Origin of the sequence: Gaetbulibacter sp. M235 (assembly GCF_043876835.1) — a bacterium.
GTDB lineage: Bacteria > Bacteroidota > Bacteroidia > Flavobacteriales > Flavobacteriaceae > Yeosuana.
On record NZ_JBAWJZ010000002.1, the window covers coordinates 254626 to 271104 of the forward strand.

The 16479-nt window shown below is 32.7% G+C and carries 11 protein-coding genes; 2 read left to right on the top strand and 9 right to left on the bottom strand.

The features are described from left to right. The 4 genes from V8G69_RS03850 to V8G69_RS03865 all read right to left on the bottom strand — a co-directional run bounded on the left by V8G69_RS03850 (position 1) and on the right by V8G69_RS03865 (position 5298). Positions 1 to 2394: a 3-hydroxyacyl-CoA dehydrogenase NAD-binding domain-containing protein gene (locus V8G69_RS03850; RefSeq protein ID WP_394880488.1), complete on the bottom strand. Its 2394-nt coding sequence runs from the start codon at positions 2392 to 2394 to the stop codon at positions 1 to 3. Positions 2395 to 2409: 15 nt separating this feature from the next. Beyond that, on the bottom strand, positions 2410 to 2853 hold the full coding sequence (locus V8G69_RS03855) for a MarR family winged helix-turn-helix transcriptional regulator (protein WP_394880489.1): 444 nt from the start codon (positions 2851 to 2853) through the stop codon (positions 2410 to 2412). Positions 2854 to 2989: 136 nt separating this feature from the next. After that, positions 2990 to 3382, bottom strand: coding sequence for a hypothetical protein (locus tag V8G69_RS03860; RefSeq protein ID WP_394880490.1), 393 nt, complete (start codon positions 3380 to 3382; stop codon positions 2990 to 2992). 143 nt (positions 3383 to 3525) lie between these two features. Continuing rightward, positions 3526 to 5298: an AMP-dependent synthetase/ligase gene (locus tag V8G69_RS03865; protein ID WP_394880491.1), complete on the bottom strand. Its 1773-nt coding sequence runs from the start codon at positions 5296 to 5298 to the stop codon at positions 3526 to 3528. Between the two features lie 234 nt (positions 5299 to 5532). Here V8G69_RS03865 and ppdK point away from each other — a divergent pair, with 234 nt between their 5' ends. Next, the gene (gene ppdK / locus V8G69_RS03870; protein WP_394880492.1) at positions 5533 to 8262 is read left to right on the top strand and encodes a pyruvate, phosphate dikinase; all 2730 of its coding nucleotides are present in this window, start codon (positions 5533 to 5535) and stop codon (positions 8260 to 8262) included. Positions 8263 to 8332: 70 nt separating this feature from the next. Here the strand turns inward: ppdK and purL are convergent, their stop codons facing one another. The 3 genes from purL to V8G69_RS03885 form a co-directional block, all read right to left on the bottom strand. After that, on the bottom strand, positions 8333 to 11995 hold the full coding sequence (gene purL / locus V8G69_RS03875) for a phosphoribosylformylglycinamidine synthase (protein ID WP_394880493.1): 3663 nt from the start codon (positions 11993 to 11995) through the stop codon (positions 8333 to 8335). A 140-nt stretch (positions 11996 to 12135) separates the two neighbouring features. After that, on the bottom strand, positions 12136 to 13116 hold the full coding sequence (locus V8G69_RS03880) for an endonuclease (protein WP_394880494.1): 981 nt from the start codon (positions 13114 to 13116) through the stop codon (positions 12136 to 12138). Between the two features lie 7 nt (positions 13117 to 13123). Continuing rightward, complete coding sequence (locus tag V8G69_RS03885; protein ID WP_394880495.1) at positions 13124 to 14338, bottom strand: RsmB/NOP family class I SAM-dependent RNA methyltransferase; 1215 nt, start codon at positions 14336 to 14338, stop codon at positions 13124 to 13126. Positions 14339 to 14443: 105 nt separating this feature from the next. Between V8G69_RS03885 and V8G69_RS03890 the strand changes: the two genes are divergently transcribed. Further along, on the top strand, positions 14444 to 15490 hold the full coding sequence (locus V8G69_RS03890) for a WD40/YVTN/BNR-like repeat-containing protein (RefSeq protein WP_394880496.1): 1047 nt from the start codon (positions 14444 to 14446) through the stop codon (positions 15488 to 15490). A 28-nt stretch (positions 15491 to 15518) separates the two neighbouring features. Here the strand turns inward: V8G69_RS03890 and V8G69_RS03895 are convergent, their stop codons facing one another. Together V8G69_RS03895 and V8G69_RS03900 are read right to left on the bottom strand one after the other, a co-directional pair. Then, positions 15519 to 15959 (bottom strand): sensor of ECF-type sigma factor, encoded by a 441-nt coding sequence (locus tag V8G69_RS03895; RefSeq protein ID WP_394880497.1) that lies wholly within the window; start codon positions 15957 to 15959, stop codon positions 15519 to 15521. 1 nt (position 15960) lies between these two features. After that, positions 15961 to 16467 (bottom strand): hypothetical protein, encoded by a 507-nt coding sequence (locus V8G69_RS03900; protein WP_394880498.1) that lies wholly within the window; start codon positions 16465 to 16467, stop codon positions 15961 to 15963. Positions 16468 to 16479: the final 12 nt, after the last annotated feature.

Consider the following 16479-nt stretch of genomic DNA (forward strand, 5'->3'; position numbering starts at 1 on the left):
TTAGTTTCTTAAAGGTTTACCTGTTTTTAACATGTGTTGAATACGCTCTAAAGTTTTTCGCTCTGTACATAAACTTAAGAATGCTTCTCGCTCTAAGTCTAATAGGTATTGTTCACTTACCAATGTGGGTTCCGATAAATCACCGCCAGCCATAACATAAGCTAATTTGTTTGCTATTTTATGGTCATGTTCACTTATATATTTACTGGCTTCCATAGCATCGGTTCCAACTAAAAACATACCCAATGCTTGTTTACCCAAAACTTTCACGTCTTTACGTTTTATGGGTTGAGTGTAACCTTGTTCAGCCATTAATTTAGCATATGCTTTTGCAGTAGCAATTTGTCGGTCTCTATTGACAACCACGACATCTTTTCCTTTTTGAAGAATTCCATAATCAAAAGCTTCGTAGGCAGAGGTTGCTACTTTAGCCATTCCAATAGTTAAGAAATATTCCTGAAGTACATTTAATTCTACATCATTTTTTCTAAAGGTATCAGAAGCTCTTAAAGCCATTTCTTTGGAACCACCACCACCGGGAATCACTCCAACTCCAAATTCTACCAATCCAATATAAGTTTCTGCAGCTGCAACAACTTTGTCTGCGTGCATGGATAATTCGCAACCACCACCAAGTGCCATACCATGAGGAGCAGCAATTGTTGGTATGGCTGAATAGCGCATACGCATCATAGTGTCTTGGAAATATTTGATTGCCATGTTAAGCTCATCATACTCCTGCTCTGCAGCCATCATGAAAATCATACCAATATTAGCGCCAACAGAGAAATTAGCTCCTTGATTGCCTATAACTAAACCTGCAAAGTCTTTTTCAGCTAAATCAATTGCTTTATTTAAACCAGCTAACACATCGCCTCCAATGGTGTTCATTTTAGATTGGAATTCGCAATTGAGAATGCCATCTCCTAAATCTTCAATAACAACCCCCGAATTTTTATATACTTCATTCGATTTTCTGATGTTATCTAAAATGATGAAAGCATCTTGTCCAGGAATTTTTTCTTGAGATTTTTTTGGAATATCATAATAAAAAGTTGCACCATTTTTAACAGTGTAAAAAGAAGAACTTCCTGATGCAAGCATCTCATTTACCCAAGCTGCCGGTTGTTTGCCTTGAGCTTTCATAAGCTCGATACCTTTTTCAACACCTATAGCATCCCAGATTTGGAACGGACCATGTTCCCAGCCAAATCCTGCTTTCATGGCATCATCTAATTTGTATAATTCATCTGAAATTTCAGGAATTCTGTTTGACACGTATTCAAACATAGCAGCAAAATTCTTTCTATAAAATTCACCTGCTTTATCTTTTCCAGATACCAAAACTTTAAATCTGTCAATGACTTTGTCAATAGTTTTAGTGAGTTCTAATGTTGCGAAATTTGTTTTTTTACTATCTCGATATTCTAAAGTGATTAAATCAAGCGTCTTGATATCTCTACCTTCTTTTTTATAAAAACCTTGCCCTGTTTTACTTCCAAGCCATTTATTTTCCATCATGGTATTGATGAAATCTGGTAGTTTGAACAAGTTGAGAGCTTCATCATTAGGACAGTTTTCGTAAATTCCATTAGCAACATGTACTAAAGTATCTAAGCCTACTACATCAACTGTTCTGAAAGTTGCTGATTTTGGACGACCAATAACCGGGCCAGTTAGTTTATCAACTTCTTCAACGGTTAAATCTAATTCCTTTACTTGATGAAATAAACTTTGAATTCCGAAGATGCCTATTCTGTTACCAATAAAAGCAGGCGTGTCTTTTGCTATGACTGAAGTTTTTCCAAGAAATTGTTCACCATAACCGTTTAAAAATGATATAACAGAAGGATCTGTTTTTGGTCCAGGAATGATTTCAAATAATTTTAAATAACGTGCCGGGTTAAAAAAATGTGTTCCACAAAAATGCTTTTGAAAGTCTTCACTATGTCCTTCACTCATAAAATGAATTGGGATTCCTGAAGTATTAGAAGTTATTAATGTGCCTGGTGTTCTATATTTTTCCAGTTTTTCAAAAACCAGTTTTTTGATGTCTAATCGTTCAACAACCACTTCCATAATCCAATCAACATCTTTCACTTTTGAAATATCATCTTCAAGGTTTCCTGTAGTAATTCTGCTTGCAAAACTTTGATGATAAATTGGTGAAGGCTTAGACTTTAGAGATGTCATCAAAGAATCATTAACTAAACGATTTCTAACAACTTTATCTTCAAGCGTTAATCCTTTTGCTTTTTCAGCATCATTTAATTCCCTAGGGATGATGTCTAATAATAGTACATCAACGCCAATATTGGCAAAATGGCAGGCAATACCGCTTCCCATAATTCCGGAACCAATAACCGCTACTTTTTTAATTCTACGTTTACTCATTATATAAAAACCTAATTATTTAGTTTGTTTGTAAATTTTTTTGTTTGAGACCATATCATTAATCAATTCGGCTACTTCATAAAAATGATTTAGTTTTTCTTCAGAAATATTATTTCTGATAGCTTCATTAAAGGTGAGAACCTTTTCCCTTGAATAGGCTCTTTTTTCTTTACCAAAATCTGTAAGATATATTAGAACACTTCTACCATCGTCTGGATTAGGGCGTCTTTCAATTAAACCTCTCTTTTCCATGGTTTTCAAAATTCTTGATAAGCTTGTGGCTTCCATACCCATTTTTGGGCCTAAAGATGTTGAAGGCGTTCCTCTTTCTTGGTCTATGCTTAATAGCGTTAAACCTGTAGCCATGGTGCTCTCAAATTTAAGAGCTTCTTCATTATACATTTTGAAAACAGCTAACCATGTGGTTCTCAATACATAATCAATGGTTTTGTCTTTCATAGTTCGTTTTTGTAAAAATCAAATATATAAAAATTTATTATGCGTGCATAATAAATTTAGTTAAAAATAGTTAACTAGTTATTAAAAAGAAAAGCCGCCTTATTTAAGGCGGCTTTTTAATTTTATTTGGAATTAATTATCCTAATTTATTATTCACTAAAGCAATTATTGCACCAGTAATAGCAGATAAAACAATTGTTAAAACAACATCTAATGCAAACATTTGAAATGTAGCATCTGGATTCATAGCCATATTAAAAAAATTAAAATATAAGCCTAAAAAGAGTCCAATTATTGCTCCTGCTTTAGCTCCAGTTACTATGGTGCTAATTTGTGCCCATTTGTTAAATATAAAGGAAAGAAACAGACCAAACGTTAGAGAGCCTAATGCTATCATTGTCATTGTATTTGGCGCTTCTGCAGGTTGCGGAAACGAATCCTTGAATAAGATTCCGTAAAGTAACCACCCTAGAAAAAAGGAAGCGATGCCCCCAACAATTCCTGAAATTAAAAAATTTTTTGTTTTCATTTGCTATTGATTAATTAGTTAGTATCAATAAATATATTAAAATATTAGTAATATCTTAATTAAAAATAATAAAAAATATCAATATCATTAAAATGAAGTTAAAAAAAACAAATAATATAATATGAAATTATCTAAAAAATACTTTAAGGGCGATATATTTTTTCTATCAAATCTTTATAGATTTCTTTGATCACTTTCCTTTTCATTTTCAAGGTTGGTGTGAGATGACCATCATTGATAGACCAAACATCTGCTGTTAGTTCAAACTTCTTAACTTGCTCCCAATTTCCAAATTTCTTATTGGTTTTATTAATTTCCTTTTGAATACGATCTTTAATTATTTGGGAAGAAACAATTGATTTATTATCAGATTTAATGTCAATTCCTTTTTTTTCAATCCAATGTCTTATAAAATGAAAATCTGGTTGTATAAGTGCTGCTGGCATTTTTTCTCCTTCACCAATTACCATAATTTGTTCTATAAAATGAGATTGTTTTAGTTCGTTTTCGATAAGTGCAGGTGCTACATATTTACCACCAGAGGTTTTAAACATTTCTTTTTTTCTATCAGTAATTTTTAAAAAACCATCATTGCTTACTTCACCAATATCACCAGTATGAAAATAACCATCTGTCATAACTTCAGCTGTTTTTTCAGGATCTTTATAATAACCAAGCATAACATTTGGACCTTTTACTAATATTTCTCCGTCTTCAGCAATTTTCACTTCTACATTGTCAATGATACGCCCAACAGTGCCAACTCTAAAACCACCATTACGCATATCATTAACAGAAATAACAGGAGAAGTTTCTGTTAAGCCATAGCCTTCCATAATAGGCATTTCTGCGGCAGCAAAAGTTCTAGTTAATCTTGGTTGCAATGCTGCGCTTCCAGATACCATTAAATCTAAGTTTCCACCTAAACCCTCTTTCCATTTACTGAAAATTAATTTTCTGGCAAGTTTTAATTGAAGTTCATACCATAAACCGTTTTTACCATAAGGCTCATATTTTAAACCTAAATCTACTGCCCAGAAAAATAATGCTCGTTTAATACCCTTTAATTCTGAACCTTTTTCAACTATCTTGTCATATACTTTTTCGTAAAGTCTGGGGACAGCCGTCATCACATTGGGTTTAATCTCTTTTAGGTTGTCATTCATTTTATCAATAGATTCAGCAAAATAAATAGAGACACCACAATATTGATATAGGTACAATATCATACGCTCAAAAACATGACAAATAGGCAAAAAACTTAATGCCTTTGATTTGCCATATTCAAAAGGCACACGCTTTTCGCTATCCAGTACATTGGATATTAAATTATTATGTGATAGCATAACGCCTTTGGGTTTTCCAGTTGTTCCAGAAGTATAGATTATGGTCGCTAAATCATGAGATTTTACATTGTCATTTCTTATGTCTACTTCATTTTGATTGCTTTGATCTTCTCCTAATTTTAAAACCTCTGTCCAATTATGTTCACCAGCAATAACATCAAAAGTGTAAACTCCTTTAAGTTTTGTTTTTCCTTTTATAGCATTTAGTTTTTCTAAAACTTCAATATCTGAAACAAAACAATAAGTAGACTCAGAATGATTTAAAATATATTCATAATCTTCTTTAGCAATAGTTGGATAAATAGGTACATTTTGAGCACCTATTTGCAAAACCCCAATATCTAAAACACTCCATTCTGTTCTATTAGTGCTTGAAATAACAGCAATTTTATCGTTTTGGTTAACACCTAACCTTAATAATCCACGACTTATAGTATTAGCTTGAAAGAAATATTCTTGAGAAGAAATTGAAACCCATTCGCCATTATACTTGGTTACTAATGCTTTATTTAAATTGAATTTTTCAAGTTGATATTTTGGAATATCAAAAATCCTTGTTATTTCAGTCATTATGTTTTTTAAAAAGTTTAGTGTCTTGCAAAATAGGAAATAAAAAAGAATTTACAAGCGCAAGATTTAAAAATCATGAATGCGAAAATATTATGGTTTTATTATAAACGAATAGAGTTAAATATGATATCACCAAATAAAAACTTTTATTATATGATTTATGTCATTGAATACATCTTTTATAGTACATAATTTTGTTGGCATTAAGTATAAAAAGTTAAAAAACATAATCATATGGAAATCTTAGAATCGGTAAAAACCAGAGTCTATAAATTCGGTAATAAAACTGCCGATGGCAATAGCAAAATGAAAAACCTTTTAGGAGGTAAAGGAGCAAATTTAGCAGAAATGAGTTTAATTGGAATACCAGTTCCCCCTGGATTTACAATTACTACCGAAGTTTGTACAGAATATAATCTACTTGGCCAAGAAGCAGTAGTGAATATGATTCTTCCAGAAGTGGAAAAGTCTATTGCAAATATTGAAAATATCATGGAAGCCAAATTTGGTGATAAAGAAAATCCACTATTAGTATCTGTTCGTTCTGGAGCCAGAGTATCTATGCCAGGTATGATGGATACTGTTTTAAATCTTGGTTTAAATGATGAGGTTGTTGTTGGTTTGGCAAAAAGAACCAATAATGAGCGTTTTGCATGGGATTCATACAGGCGTTTTATTCAAATGTACGGAGATGTTGTTTTAGGTATGAAACCAGAATCAAAAGAAGATATAGACCCTTTTGAAGAAATCATGGAAGCGCTTAAACACAAACGCAATATTCAATTAGACACTGAATTTACTATTCAAGATTTAAAAGATTTAGTATATGACTTCAAAGAAGCAGTAAAGAAACGTACTGGTCATGATTTTCCAACAAATCCTTGGGATCAACTTTGGGGAGCTGTAGTTGCTGTGTTTAACAGCTGGAATGGTGATAGAGCTGTTTATTACAGAAACATGCATGGTTACCCATCAGATTGGGGAACTGCTGTAAATGTGCAAGCCATGGTTTATGGTAATATGGGAAATAACTCTGGTACTGGAGTTTGTTTTTCTAGAGATGCAGGAACAGGAGAAGATGTTTTCAATGGGGAATATTTAATTGATGCACAAGGAGAAGATGTGGTTGCTGGAACTAGAACACCACAACAAATCACTAAATTAGGCTCACTTCGTTGGGCAGAATTGGCAAAAGTAGAAGAGAAAGACAGAGCAAAAAATTACCCATCGCTTGAAGAATTGATGCCAAGTATCTATAATGAGTTGAATGAATATCAACAAAAACTGGAAGATCATTACAAGGACATGCAAGATATGGAGTTTACCATTCAAGATGGAAAACTTTGGATGTTGCAAACCAGAAACGGAAAACGTACAGGAGCGGCAATGGTAAAAATAGCCATGGATATGTTAAAACAAGGAATGATTAATGAAAAAGAAGCTTTATTGCGTATTGAGCCAAATAAATTAGATGAATTATTGCATCCTGTTTTTGACCCTAAAGCACTAAAAAAATCACATGTTATAGCCCAAGGGTTGCCAGCGTCACCTGGTGCTGCAACTGGACAAATTGTATTCTTTGCAGATGAAGCCAATAAATTTAAATACACCATTTTAACACGCATTGAAACTTCTCCAGAAGATTTAGAAGGAATGAACATTGCCAGAGGTATTTTAACTGCTCGTGGAGGAATGACTTCTCATGCTGCAGTAGTAGCTCGTGGAATGGGTAAATGTTGCGTTTCGGGTGCAGGTGCTTTAAAAATCAATTATAAAACAAGAACTTTAACTGTTGATGGAAAAGAATATCATGAAGGTGATTGGATTTCTTTAAATGGTTCAACTGGTAATATTATTGAAGGTAAAGTAGCAACTATCGAGCCTGAATTAAGTGGTGAATTTGCAGAGCTTATGAACCTATCAGATAAATATGCTACTATGCAAGTTAGAACAAATGCCGACACTCCTAAAGATGCAAGAATTGCTCGTAGCTTTGGAGCTCAAGGTATAGGTTTAACAAGAACAGAGCATATGTTCTTTGAAGTTGACCGTATTAAAGCCATGCGTGAAATGATTTTAGCAGATACTGTTAAAGGCAGAAAACATGCTTTAGAATCATTATTGCCAATGCAACGTGATGATTTTGAGGGAATTTTTGAAGCAATGCAAGGGCTACCAGTAACAGTGAGATTGTTAGATCCACCTTTACATGAATTTGTTCCTCATCAATTAGCTCAACAAAAAGAGTTAGCTGAAGAAATGCATATTTCATTAGAAGCTGTAAAAAGTAAAATAGTTGAATTGGAAGAATTTAACCCAATGCTTGGTCATAGAGGTTGTAGATTGGGAAATACCTATCCAGAAATTACCGAAATGCAAGCTAGAGCTATCATTGAAGCAGCATTAAATTTAAAAGCTAAAGGCATTGTAGCAAAACCAGAAATTATGGTTCCGCTTATTGGAACTGTTGCAGAATTTGAAATGCAAGAGCAAATTATAAGAAACACAGCTCAAAAGGTTTTTGAAGAATATAATGATTCAATTGACTTTTTAGTAGGAACAATGATTGAAATTCCTAGAGCAGCGTTAACAGCAGATTTAATTGCTAAAAAAGCTGAGTTCTTCTCATTTGGAACCAATGATTTAACTCAAATGGCTTTTGGTTATTCAAGAGATGATGCTGGTAAATTTTTACCAATATATATAGAAAAAGGCATTTTAAAAGTAGATCCGTTTGAAGTACTTGATCAAGAAGGTGTTGGTCAATTAGTAAAAATGGGCACAGAAAAAGGTAGAAGTTCAAAACCAAATTTAAAAGTTGGTATTTGTGGTGAACATGGTGGTGAGCCAAGTTCTGTTGAATTCTGCTATAACACAGGATTGAACTACGTAAGTTGTTCTCCTTATAGAGTTCCAATTGCACGCATTGCTTCTGCGCAAGCTGCAATTAAAAAGTCCATGTAATTATTTGTTTTAAGTTTGAAAACCCGAAGTAAGAATTTATTTTACTTCGGGTTTTTGTTTATAAAAAAAATTATTTATTCTCAATCCACTTTCTGGCATTCACAAAAGCTTCTAACCAAGGAGATACTTCGTCTTTTCTTTCACTAGGATAATAAGCCCAGTTCCATTGAAAAGTAGAACGCTCAATATGTGGCATAGTAACCAAATGTCTACCAGTTTTATCGCACATCATAGCGGTGTTAAAGTCTGATCCATTTGGGTTATGAGGATATTCTGCATAACTATATTTAGCAACAATATTATAGTTGTCTTCTGAAAGCGGTAAACTGAATTTACCTTCACCATGAGAAATCCAAACCCCTAAAGTACTACCTGAAAGTGTAGATAGCATAACTGAATTGTTTTCCTGAACCTTTACAGATGTAAAGTTGCTTTCGTGTTTATGAGAATCGTTATAGGTCATTTTTCCATGAACTTCATGCTCTGGATTGATTTCTTCAAGTTCCATAAATAACTGGCATCCATTACAAATCCCAACAGAAAGAGTATCTTCTCTTTTAAAGAAATCTTGAATGGCTTTATTCGCTTTTTCATTGTATTTAATAGCTCCAGCCCAACCTTTAGCAGAACCTAAAACATCACTATTCGAAAATCCACCAACAGCTCCTAGAAACTGAATGTCTTCAAGCGTTTCACGACCTGAAATCAAATCGGTCATGTGTACATCTTTTACATCAAATCCAGCTAAATACATGGCGTTTGCCATTTCACGCTCTGAGTTGCTACCTTTTTCGCGTAAAATCGCTGCTTTTGGTCTAGGCTTGCTAGCGTCGATAGCAGGAAGTTTACCTGTAAAGTGGCTAGGGAATGTGTACTTTAATGGTTGATTTTTATAATTTTTATACCTTGCTTCAGCTAAATTATTTGCGGTTTGTTTTTGGTCTAATAAGAAGGATGTTTTAAACCACATATCACGTAAACGTGATACTGTCATGGTAAATACATCTGTTCCGTTGATGATGCTTACCACATCACTTTTGGTTACTTTACCGATGTTAAAAAATTCAATTTGAGCTTCAGATAACAAAGTTTCAATAGAAGCATCTGTTGATTGTATTACAATACCAGCATTTTCTGCAAACAATAATTTAAATGAATCTTTTTCAGATAATGCTGTTAGATCTAATTCTGCACCTAAATTGTTGTCTGCAAAACACATTTCCAATAAGGTAGTAATCAAACCACCAGAGGCCACATCATGACCTGCAACAATTTTGTTTTCTTTTATTAATTTTTGAATGGTATTAAAAACCGTTTTCACATAAGCTGCACTTTTTACATTTGGAGTATCACTACCAATTTTATTTACAACTTGAGCAAAAGAACTTCCACCTAGTTTAAAATTATCTTGTGAAACATTGATATAGTATATGCCTCCTGAATTTTTTTGAAAAACCGGCTCAACAACTTTAGTGATGTCATTGCAATTTGCAGCCGCAGAAATAATAACAGTTCCCGGAGCAATAACTTCCTCATTGGGATATTTTTGCTTCATAGAAAGAGAATCTTTACCAGTTGGAACGTTGATGCCTAAATCGATAGCAAATTCTGAAACAGCTTTTACAGCTTCATATAAACGAGCATCTTCACCTTCATTTTTACAAGGCCACATCCAGTTTGCAGATAGGGAAACACTTTGTAAACCATCTTTTAAAGGAGCCCAAACAATATTGGTTAAAGCTTCTGTTATACCATTTCTGCTTCCTGCTACCGGATTAATTAATCCAGAAATAGGAGAGTGCCCGATAGAAGTTGCAATACCTTCTTTTCCTTTGTAATCTAAGGCCATAACGCCAAGATTATTTAAAGGTAATTGTAAAGGCCCTACACATTGTTGTTTTGCTACTTTTCCTCCAACACAACGGTCAACTTTATTAGTTAGCCAATCCTTACTGGCAACGGCTTCCAGTTGTAATAACTGGTCTAAATAATCATAAAATTTATCTTTATTATATGTAATATCTGGATAAATTCTATTAACAGTTTTATCATGCATATATGTTTTTGGAGAACTACCGAACATATCATCCATTTCTAAATCCATCGGCTTATCACCTTTAGTTTTAGACTCAAAAGTGAATCGGTTATTTCCAGTCACATCACCAACAGTGTACATTGGAGAACGTTCGCGTTCTGCGATGCGTTGCAAAGTTTCAATATGTTTTTCGGCAATTACCAATCCCATACGCTCTTGAGATTCGTTACCTATAATTTCTTTATCAGATAGTGTAGGGTCACCAACGGGTAATTTATCTAAATCAATCAAACCGCCAGTTTCTTCAACTAATTCACTTAAACAATTTAAATGTCCGCCAGCGCCATGATCATGGATAGAAATAATATAATTTTCATCACTTTCAACCATGCCACGAACCGCATTTGAAGCGCGTTTTTGCATTTCAGGGTTAGAACGTTGAACTGCATTTAATTCTATTCCAGAAGCAAAAGCACCAGTGTCAGCTGACGAAACAGCAGCTCCACCCATACCAATACGGTAGTTTTCTCCACCTAGAATAACTATTTTATCACCAGCTTTTGGCTTGTCTTTTAATGCTTGATCTGCTTTTCCATAACCGATGCCACCAGCTTGCATAATTACCTTGTCGAACCCAAGTTTTCTGGCGTCTTCTTCATGTTCAAAAGTTAATATAGATCCACAGATAAGTGGTTGTCCAAACTTGTTACCAAAATCTGAAGCTCCGTTACTTGCTTTTATTAGAATATCCATTGGAGTTTGGTATAACCATTTGCGTTCTGCCATAGCTTGTTCCCAAGGACGATTTTCTTCTAAACGTGAATAAGAAGTCATATAGACAGCAGTTCCAGCTAAAGGTAAAGAACCTTTACCACCAGCAAGTCTGTCACGAATTTCTCCACCTGAACCCGTTGCAGCACCATTGAAAGGTTCAACAGTAGTAGGGAAATTATGTGTTTCAGCTTTTAATGAGATAACAGATTCAAAATCTTTTGTTTGATAAAAATCTGGTTTATCGGCTGTTTTAGGCGCAAATTGTTCAACAACTGGACCTTTTATAAAAGCAACATTGTCTTTGTAAGCCGAAACAATATCATTTGGATTTGTTTCTGATGTTTTTTTAATCATTTTGAAAAGCGAAACAGGCTTTTCTTCTCCATCAATTACAAAAGTTCCATTAAAAATCTTATGTCTGCAATGCTCTGAGTTTACTTGTGAAAATCCAAAAACTTCAGAATCGGTTAATAGTCGACCTATTTTTTTTGAAACACCTTCTAAATAAGAGACTTCTTCATCGCTTAATGACAATCCTTCTTGCTTATTGTATTCAGCAATGTTGTGGATATTAATAATAGGTTCGGGAATAATATTTATAGTAAATGATTCTTGATTTAATCCATTAAATTTTTCAGAAATCATAGGATCAAAACCTTTGAAATCTTTTGAAACAGCATTAAATTCTTCAATTCTTATAATATCTGGGATTCCCATATTTTGAGTAATCTCAACGGCATTAGTGCTCCAAGGTGTTATCATGGCGGCACGCGGACCAACAAAAAAAGCATCAAGTGATGCTCGTTCTATTTTAGGCTGGTTGCCAAATAACCATTCTAATTTTGAAATGGTTTCTGTTGATAATTCTTTTGTTGTTTGAACAGCAAAAACCTTACTGTTTTCGTTTCCAAAGAAATGAATCATTTTATGTTTATTTGTGTTGTTTGATTAAAGTGCAAATTTAATTTTTTTAGTTATAAGATGTGTGTAAAACTTTAAGTTAATTAAAGAGTTATTCACGATGTTTTAAACATAAAAAAAGCGACTCATTTAGTCGCTTCAATTTATTGTTTTATTAATTTTTTTGTGACACTTCCTTTGTCTGAAATTAATTTTACTAAGTAAATGCCTTTTGTTAATCGGTTAATATCAATTTTTGAGTTGTTCGAATCAACTTGAGTTTTTAATATTGATTTTCCTAAAATATCAAAAATTTCTACTTTTAAAGACTGATTTGTTTTTATGTTAAAATAATTTTCTGAAGTTGGATTAGGGTAAATTTTAAAGTCTGAATCTGTAAAATCATTTGTTGATAATGTATTCCATCTGTTTTCAGCTAATGTTCCTCCCCATATTACCGTTGCTAAATAAGGGTTGTCTATAAATGGATTTCTATTGCCTTGAGCAGCACTGATAACTTTATTTCTATGATCTTCAAAAGGTGATACAGGATCTTCAACATTCCATTGTAAAAATAAACTCAATGAGCCAACTTCATCAAATGGTTCAGCATATCTTAAGTTCAAGTACATAATCATTCTAGCAACATCACCTTTCCATTCATCACCAGGATACCAGCTACTTCCTAAATCTGAATAACTTCCAGATCCATTAGCAAAAGGTTTGTTAGCTCTACTAGAATTTATACTAATATCACAGGATCTCAAATGATGAAGATCGCCTTCGGCAGTACTTCCAATTAAGGACTGAGGGTATACATGTTCAGTATTAAATGTTTGTGGCATATAGCTATTGTTTCCAGAAAGATACTCTTCCCAATAGCGACTTTCACCACTGTAAATTAAAATTACATTTGAAGGGTTTGATAGATCCTCGTCTGCATCATATAGATAATCATGTCGGTCTGTATAGGCTAAAAAAGTTGTGTGTTTTGCAATGGTTTCTGTAGCTAAATTGTTGTACAAAGGAGTTCCTGATAAGGAAAAATCAACATTACTGTAATAGCTTTGAAGTTCTGTTGGTGGTGTAAGTTGAGCAAAACAAACTGAGGTTACTAATAAAAAATAAATGTAAGATTGCTTCATATTGTAATTATTGTTTACGTTCTAAAAGGGCCATATAAAACCCATCATATCCAGATTTGTGGGCTAATACCTTGTTGTCTTTTACAAAAGTAAAATTTTTCCCAGATTCTGATGTTAAGAATTTATCAACTTGATTTTGATTTTCAGACGGTAATATAGAACATGTTGCATACACCAGTTGACCACCAACTTTAACCATTTTAGAATATTGTTGTAAAATGTCTTGTTGTGTAATTTTTATTTTTTCAATAAAATCTGGTTGTAATTTCCATTTAGCATCTGGATTTCTTCTTAAAACACCTAAACCAGAACAAGGTGCATCAATCAATACTCTATCAGCCTTATCATATAATTTTTTAATGACTTTTGTAGAATCAATACCTCGTGTTTCAATATTGAAAGCACCATTTCTCTTTGCTCTACGTTTTAATTCATGAAGTTTGTTTTCATAAATATCTAAGGCAATAATCTGCCCTTTGTTTTCCATTAAAGATGCAATATGAAGTGTTTTTCCTCCAGCTCCAGCACATGCATCAACCACACGCATGCCAGGTTGAACATTTAAAAATTCTGCTACTAATTGTGATGATGCGTCTTGTACTTCAAACAAACCATTTTTAAATTGCTCGGTTAAGAATACATTGGCACGCTCTTTTAGTTTTAATGCATTTGGATAATCCGGTAAAAAATTGCCTTCAATATCCTGGTCAAAAAGCTCGGCTTGTAGTTTTTCTTTAGTGGTTTTTAAAGTATTAACTCTTAAAATAACATCGGCTTGTTCATTTAAAGCAGCTATTTCTTTAGTCCAAAAAGCTTTACCAAGTTCTTTTTCTCCTAATTCATCTAACCAATCGGGAATGGATTCTTTAAACTTTCTAATTTTAGAAAGTTCATCAAACTTACCTTTAATCTTTCGTGTTGGTGTATTTTCAAAGTAAGTCCAATCCGGTAGTTTTATACCTTTTAAAGTAGCCCAAACAGCAAACATACGCCAAAGATTATCTCTAGTAAAGGGTTCTTTAACTTCTGCAATTTCAGCATATAAACGTTTCCATCTAACAATATCGTAAGTGGTTTCAGCAACAAAAGCTCTGTCTCTAGATCCCCAACGTTTATCGCGTTTTAATAGTTGTTGAATGACTTTATCTGCATAATTTCCTTCGTTAAAGATTAATGTTAATCCATCAATGACTGAAAAGCATAAATTCCTGTGTAATCGCATGTTGTTTAAATAAGTGTGCAAAGTTACGTTTAAAATGTTTATTTGTTTAATCGTTTATAAGTTTATTGGTGTAGCTTTTCTATTTTTATAAAAATTTTAAATTAAATGAAACAGTTCAGGTTTGTTTTTTTGTTGGCTTTAATAATTTTTTCTTGTAAAGAAAAGGAGGTTTTCGTACCAAGAAATTTTTCATCGGTTGAAATAAAAGCCATATTCTCTGACTCTTTGCTGAGTATTAGAGCTATTGAAATACTTGATGATGGAAGTTTAGCATTTGCTGCTAATAATGGAATTTATGGGCTTTATAACTCTATGAAGGAAAGTTGGTTGACTTCTAAACAAGAATATGATAGTTTGAATTTACATTTTAGAGCAATAGCTCATACATCAACAGATTTTTTTATGTTAAGTATTGAAAGTCCTGCTTTGCTATATAAAACAGGAGACTCTGGGCAAATGCAATTGGTTTATAAAGAAGAAGGGGAAGGTGTTTTTTACGATGCTATGACATTTTGGAATGACCAAGAAGGGATTGCAATAGGAGATAGTATGAATAGTTGTTTATCTGTAATAGTAACTAGAGACGGTGGACTTTCTTGGAAAAAAATATCTTGTGAAAATTTGCCAAAAGCAGAAGAAGGAGAAGGTGCTTTTGCTGCAAGCAACACCAATATTAAAACTGTTGGCGATAAAACCTGGATTGCAACAACAGCAGGAAATATTTATTTTTCTGAGGACAAAGGGATTTCATGGAAAGTGATTAAAACTCCAATTGTACAAAAAAGGAATACAGAAGGAATCTATTCTGTTGATTTTTATGATGATATGAATGGTTTTGCTATTGGAGGAGATTATACGAATCCGGAAAATAATGAAGCCAATAAAATAGTAACTCAAGATGGTGGTAAAACTTGGCAATTAGTTGGTCAAAATAAAAATCCAAGTTATAGAAGTTGCGTGCAATATATTCCAAACAGAAAAGGGAAGGAGCTGGTGACTTTAGGATTTAAAGGAATTGATTTTTCTAATGATGCTGGTAATAATTGGAAGCATTTAAGTGATGAAGGCTTTTTTACCATTAGATTTTTGAATGATACAGTTGCTTATGCAGCTGGTAGTGGAAGAATTTCAAAATTAATATTTAGAGAATAAAAAAAGAGAAACTTAAGTTTCTCTTTTTTTATTCTTTAGGACCGTGTCCTAAACGTCTGTTTTTAAATTCTTCAAACATTTTATGTTTAAAATCATCTTCAACCTTTTCCAATAAAATAATTTTTTTAGCAGAAATTATTTTAGATAAATCATCAATAAAATTATCTTTTAAAATTCTTCTTTTTGTATCGAAAGAGCGCATTTTTTTCAATAACAATACAGCTTCTTCTTCTTTGAGGGTTTCAAAATTAATATTTTTCCTGTCCTCAAAAGCTTGTTTTTTAAGACTGAAATTTTCTTCTTCAAAGGCATTGTAAATAGGCCAAAACTGTTGCGCTTCTTTTTTTGATAAATCCAGCTTTTCAGTTATGAATGCTATTTTTAAGGATTTAATTTTATCTCTATTAGGTTGTGAAAAAGATAGTAGTGAAAAACTTATAATAAAGACAATGCTTGTTATTGTTTTCATTTTAATTGTTGTTTGTAATTATTTCTTCGATTTCTAAATTATCTAAAACATAATTTTCTAATGTTTCAGGATTTAAATTATTGTTTGTAAAGTTGATTTCTGATAAATCTTCATTTGAAAAAAGCGAAGCCATTTCGTTAGGTTCCAATTCTTCTGTTAAGATGTAATTTTCAATAGATGCTGTTTCTATTTTATCAATGCTTAATGTCGAATTTTTATTAAACATAACACCTAACATAATTATTACACTAGCTGCTATTGGTGCAGCATAAGTGATTTTTTTCCATGAGAATAGTTTTAAAACTTTTACTTCTTTTTGATCTTTAATTGTATTAAGAATTTTATCGTCTAATGTTTCAAAATAGTTTTCCGGCACTTTAAATCCAGAATTAGCTGATGTTTCCTTAAGTTTTAATTCACTTAAAAATGCATATTCAAAGTTTTCAAAGTAATTTTCAGGTACTTTAAAGCCAGTTTTATTGATATTTTTTAAACTATTTTTTTTCATTACTTAATTATG

What these genes read in the sequence shown, in the direction of transcription:
- V8G69_RS03900 (WP_394880498.1), bottom strand. Translation starts at nt 16,467, where the DNA reads ATGAAAAAAAATAGTTTAAAAAATATCAATAAAACTGGCTTTAAAGTA.
- V8G69_RS03855 (WP_394880489.1), bottom strand. Translation starts at nt 2,853, where the DNA reads ATGAAAGACAAAACCATTGATTATGTATTGAGAACCACATGGTTAGCT.
- V8G69_RS03895 (WP_394880497.1), bottom strand. Translation starts at nt 15,959, where the DNA reads ATGAAAACAATAACAAGCATTGTCTTTATTATAAGTTTTTCACTACTA.
- V8G69_RS03885 (WP_394880495.1), bottom strand. Translation starts at nt 14,338, where the DNA reads ATGCGATTACACAGGAATTTATGCTTTTCAGTCATTGATGGATTAACA.
- V8G69_RS03860 (WP_394880490.1), bottom strand. Translation starts at nt 3,382, where the DNA reads ATGAAAACAAAAAATTTTTTAATTTCAGGAATTGTTGGGGGCATCGCT.
- V8G69_RS03865 (WP_394880491.1), bottom strand. Translation starts at nt 5,298, where the DNA reads ATGACTGAAATAACAAGGATTTTTGATATTCCAAAATATCAACTTGAA.
- V8G69_RS03890 (WP_394880496.1), top strand. Translation starts at nt 14,444, where the DNA reads ATGAAACAGTTCAGGTTTGTTTTTTTGTTGGCTTTAATAATTTTTTCT.
- ppdK (WP_394880492.1), top strand. Translation starts at nt 5,533, where the DNA reads ATGGAAATCTTAGAATCGGTAAAAACCAGAGTCTATAAATTCGGTAAT.
- V8G69_RS03880 (WP_394880494.1), bottom strand. Translation starts at nt 13,116, where the DNA reads ATGAAGCAATCTTACATTTATTTTTTATTAGTAACCTCAGTTTGTTTT.
- purL (WP_394880493.1), bottom strand. Translation starts at nt 11,995, where the DNA reads ATGATTCATTTCTTTGGAAACGAAAACAGTAAGGTTTTTGCTGTTCAA.
- V8G69_RS03850 (WP_394880488.1), bottom strand. Translation starts at nt 2,394, where the DNA reads ATGAGTAAACGTAGAATTAAAAAAGTAGCGGTTATTGGTTCCGGAATT.